This window comes from Methanoculleus sp. (assembly GCF_035363275.1).
GTDB lineage: Archaea > Halobacteriota > Methanomicrobia > Methanomicrobiales > Methanoculleaceae > Methanoculleus.
Map to the genome: position 1 here is coordinate 1 of NZ_DAOSET010000098.1, position 3,674 is coordinate 3,674.

Consider the following 3,674-nt stretch of genomic DNA (forward strand, 5'->3'; position numbering starts at 1 on the left):
CACGTGATGAAAGGGGGATTCCTCCCCCGGGCAGAGCGGGACGCCGCTGCAACCTCAGCCGGAAGCCGTCCCGGCCATATCCCGGAGGTGCTGCATAATCCGGTCTTTGTTCCCCGGCAGGTTTGAGAACTGCTTATCGCAGACATCGCTGAACTTCGCGAGGGCCTTGCGGTTGACCTCCTCCTGATCCTCGAATATGCCGACCGAGACGAAGGGCCGCCCCCACTTCTCGAACTGGAGGATGTTTATCGTCGCGTCACGGACCCGGTCGTCGTTCGCGAGCGCAAAGATGTAGATCGGCCTCTGCATGCCGTTGATCCTGCAGTCAACGGTGTATTTCCCTTCCGGATCATGCTCGGGATCGTGCCAGTCAAACTCCCTGCGCCCCTCAGGGACAGCCTCCTCGATGAGCGCACGGAGATCCTCCAGGAACGTGGAGTAAACGCGCGATCTCGACAGATACGCAAGATCCGATATCCGGATCAGCGCCTGGATGAAACTCCAGAGGGCATCCCCAAACCGGTCGCCCGTGATGCGAATAGCGAGCTCGCCCCGGTTGTTCTCCAGCCCGAACCGGGACAGCACACTCGCGATCACCTTCTGGCGGGTTCCCCGCTCTAACTCCCTTGCGTCGATCGAGTAGGTCAGGTGCATGAGGGTATGCCCCTCATCCGTCAGCGTCCAGGCGCCGTCCTCATCCTTCAGGACGATCGCGAGGTTATCCCCATCGTCAAAGACAAACGGTGTGAAGACCCGATACCGGTTGATACCCTCCGGGCGGAGATGGATCTGGCTGCAGACCTTCCTCCGAAACTCCTCTTCGATTGCCTCGATTGCCATTGGTTATATCCCCCAGTCGGTAAGATCCTTCGTGGTTACCGCTGAACCCTCAAACCCGCAGTCGTTGAACATGCTCTTCAGCGCGCCGTGGTGATCCGAGTACCGGTCTGTCGGAACCGCATACCCATCCTCGTTCCAGCCCGCGGTCTGGTAGCGCTCTGTTGCAGTATGGATGTGGAAATCATAAAACTTCTCCTGCTCAAGCCTGTTCGTGTGTTCGTGACTTTTCCCGTTATATCGGCGTAGCCGGAACACCTGGTTTGTGTTTGGAATGATATAGCCGAGGATCACGGAGAAGTCCAGCGAGTTGAATAGACTTTGCCGAAATATTAACCTGAACCGGGATTGATTCGCACCCTCTATACCGATCTCGTACTCCTTATGGCCGCCCTTCTCTTTAGGGCGAAATCTCCTGGAGAAATCTCCCGGCAGCGGCTTGGCCTCTCTGAGTAACGCATCGATCTCATCATCAGTGAGCCGCAAATTCATTCAGGTAGCCTCCACCGGAGTACTATTTCATTTCAATGATTCTACGGTCGCCGGGGAGAAAGATAACTATTTCCATAACCACGGGTGTGAGAACCGTCCTCCGCATATGGAGAGCGACTCGCCTCGCTCGAGCTAAATGAGCGGCAGATTGCTTCCCTGCACTACCTGAAGAGCGGGGGTTCCATCTCAAACCCGGAGTGTCAGCGCCTCTACAATGGTAAGAAGTCGCCTGCAACGCGGGACCTTACTGCCATGGTTCAACGAGGCATTCTCCGTAAAGAGGGAACGGCAGGAGCGGGCGTGCGCTACTCCCTGACATACGCAAAGAGGGAGGGCAGCAAGGGTTCATAATGGGATCATAATGGGATCATAATGCCCGGTCCGCATATTTTTAAACAAATTCTGTTCCCCGGATTTGCAAAATATCCTCAATTTGTAATTACGTAATGGGATCATGATCTTCTCAAGACCGCAGTTGTCACCCCGCGCCGCACCGCAGGAGTTCATGGCCTCCCTTGAACCACTGATCTATGCAGGATATGCTGTGAGAAAAGCGGGAGCCGTAATGCTCCTCTAGAACTCAACATACTACCGTACTAAAAAGTATCAGTTGGTCAGGTTCGCCCCTCCACAACCCCTAAACCCCCCCCTCCTCCGACCCCGTGATCGCCCGGACGATCCCGGCAACGACCCCCCGCTCCTCCGGCTGCAGCCTCGTATCCCCCGCCTCGACGATCGCCACGGCATCCGCGACCGGCTTCAAGAAGTTCTCCCACCCGGCGCCCCCGGACGCGACCGGATCGTCGCCTCGCCGAGAAGATGCTCGCCCTGAACAAACACCTCGCAGCGGCGGCCCCGCACGAGAAGGAGGGGTTCGCCGGGACGATCGACGCGACCGGCAGGTCTACGACCTCTCCGGGCTCACGGAGGAGGAGATCGCAACTGTGGCGAGGGCGGCCTCACCCCCCACCGAGCACCCTCACGATCACCGCCACGACCCCGCCGACGACATCGCTCGCCCCGTCGCTGACCGTCGATAACCTCCTCTCTCGCACCTTACTGTGCTCGAACTCCTGCCGTGTTGGCAGTCGTTCCTTACGGTGCTCCCGCTCCGGTTCTAACGAACCACCGCTCCCGCGCCTCCATCCGGGCGAGCGCTTTACAGATCCACTACACATCCCGGTTCGTCTCGTAAGACCGAGCTCCCAGGTGGTCTTCTCATTGGTCTTCCTGGTAAGCCTCCTGGAGGACAGTGGGACGTCCGAGAGAAAAAGTCAGACCCTAAGGATCATCCTGGGAAAAATTGTGCCCGTTATCCAGAAACTCGGAAAGCGGTGTTATTCGGCGCCTTCCGTATCGGAGAACGCGGAGAGGAGCCGCTCGTTCCCGTCCCTCATAGCGGCACTGCCTCGTTGAGGACCCTCTTTTTGTATCGTTCCTTGAGCGCTGTCTCCGTCACCACGTCCACCCGGCACCCGAGAGCCTCCTCCAGGTCCTGGATGAGCGCAATATGATCGAGGAGGCTCCTGCCCGGCTCCAGGTCCACCAGGAGATCCAGGTCGCTCTCCGGCCCCACCTCGCCGCGGGCGACCGACCCGAAGATCCGCAGGTTCGTGGCACCGTGCCGTCCGGCTATTGCGAGAATCCTGGAACGCTTCTTCTGGATCAGATCCTGCGTGACGGACATGGCTGTTCCAATCAGTCTTATCGAAGGTTGGAGATATAAATTTGCCCCCAGTGCCAGGAAAGCGCCTGACCGTAAGGGTTATACGCAGAAAAAGAGGGCGGAGCGTCTATCTGTGACCGGCTGGAGGGTGGTGTGTCAGGTCCGAAAGCCACCGCGCCTTCCGGCTTCACCCGGTGAGTTCAACCTCGCCTGCTGCGAGAGGCCGGCAGCAAAGCCTGCCGCTATGGAAATCTTTCATCACGGCATCGATCTTCCGGGAGGTCTCTGCAGTGTAATACGCCTCGCCGCAACGGTCGCAGATGTAGGCAGGGACATCCCGGATGACGATGATCTCATCCCCGACCCGTGCAATGAGTTCGGCCGTTCCCTTGTGCAGGGCTCCTTTACAGGACGTGCATCGCTCCGGGATCATGCCGCATCCTCTTCAGAGATACCGGGCAAAATCCTCGGGATCGATCTTCGCCAGCTTCAGAACCCCGCGGAGCGTGCCGATCTTTTGGTTCGTCGTGCAGCGGGACGACGGTACCTATCCTCCCGCCGGGCGTCGCCTTTGACAGGCGCACATGGCTCCCGGTCTGCCCGCTTACGGCGAATCCATACTGTTTCGAGAGTATCTTTATCACGGTCTCGCCCGATACCGGCTTAAGCCCGGGCACCC

The 3,674-nt window shown here is 58.6% G+C and carries 6 protein-coding genes; all 6 read right to left on the reverse strand.

The annotated features are described in order from the left end of the window. Positions 1-54 precede the first annotated feature (54 nt). The 6 genes from PLN84_RS12730 to PLN84_RS12755 all read right to left on the reverse strand — a co-directional run bounded on the left by PLN84_RS12730 (position 55) and on the right by PLN84_RS12755 (position 3,428). A complete protein-coding gene (locus PLN84_RS12730; RefSeq protein WP_348532142.1) occupies positions 55-840 on the reverse strand; it encodes a DUF1828 domain-containing protein in 786 nt (261 codons plus the stop codon). 3 nt (positions 841-843) lie between these two features. Next, positions 844-1,329, reverse strand: a complete 486-nt coding sequence (locus PLN84_RS12735; RefSeq protein ID WP_052379696.1) for a hypothetical protein — start codon at positions 1,327-1,329, stop codon at positions 844-846. A gap of 637 nt (positions 1,330-1,966) precedes the next feature. Then, positions 1,967-2,092 carry a hypothetical protein gene (locus PLN84_RS12740; protein ID WP_292560709.1) on the reverse strand — a complete coding sequence of 42 codons (126 nt, stop codon included), beginning with the start codon at positions 2,090-2,092 and terminating at the stop codon, positions 1,967-1,969. Positions 2,093-2,288: 196 nt separating this feature from the next. Then, on the reverse strand, positions 2,289-2,507 hold the full coding sequence (locus PLN84_RS12745) for a hypothetical protein (RefSeq protein WP_292560707.1): 219 nt from the start codon (positions 2,505-2,507) through the stop codon (positions 2,289-2,291). A gap of 215 nt (positions 2,508-2,722) precedes the next feature. Next, positions 2,723-3,016: a nucleotidyltransferase family protein gene (locus PLN84_RS12750; RefSeq protein WP_292560705.1), complete on the reverse strand. Its 294-nt coding sequence runs from the start codon at positions 3,014-3,016 to the stop codon at positions 2,723-2,725. A 166-nt stretch (positions 3,017-3,182) separates the two neighbouring features. Next, positions 3,183-3,428 carry a type II toxin-antitoxin system MqsA family antitoxin gene (locus PLN84_RS12755; RefSeq protein ID WP_292560704.1) on the reverse strand — a complete coding sequence of 82 codons (246 nt, stop codon included), beginning with the start codon at positions 3,426-3,428 and terminating at the stop codon, positions 3,183-3,185. Between the last annotated feature and the right edge of the window lie 246 nt (positions 3,429-3,674).

Bases quoted from the DNA above. Each gene is read 5' to 3' on its own strand.
- PLN84_RS12730 (WP_348532142.1), bottom strand. From the start codon at position 840: ATGGCAATCGAGGCAATCGAAGAGGAGTTTCGGAGGAAGGTCTGCAGC.
- PLN84_RS12735 (WP_052379696.1), bottom strand. From the start codon at position 1,329: ATGAATTTGCGGCTCACTGATGATGAGATCGATGCGTTACTCAGAGAG.
- PLN84_RS12745 (WP_292560707.1), bottom strand. From the start codon at position 2,507: ATGTGTAGTGGATCTGTAAAGCGCTCGCCCGGATGGAGGCGCGGGAGC.
- PLN84_RS12750 (WP_292560705.1), bottom strand. From the start codon at position 3,016: ATGTCCGTCACGCAGGATCTGATCCAGAAGAAGCGTTCCAGGATTCTC.
- PLN84_RS12755 (WP_292560704.1), bottom strand. From the start codon at position 3,428: ATGATCCCGGAGCGATGCACGTCCTGTAAAGGAGCCCTGCACAAGGGA.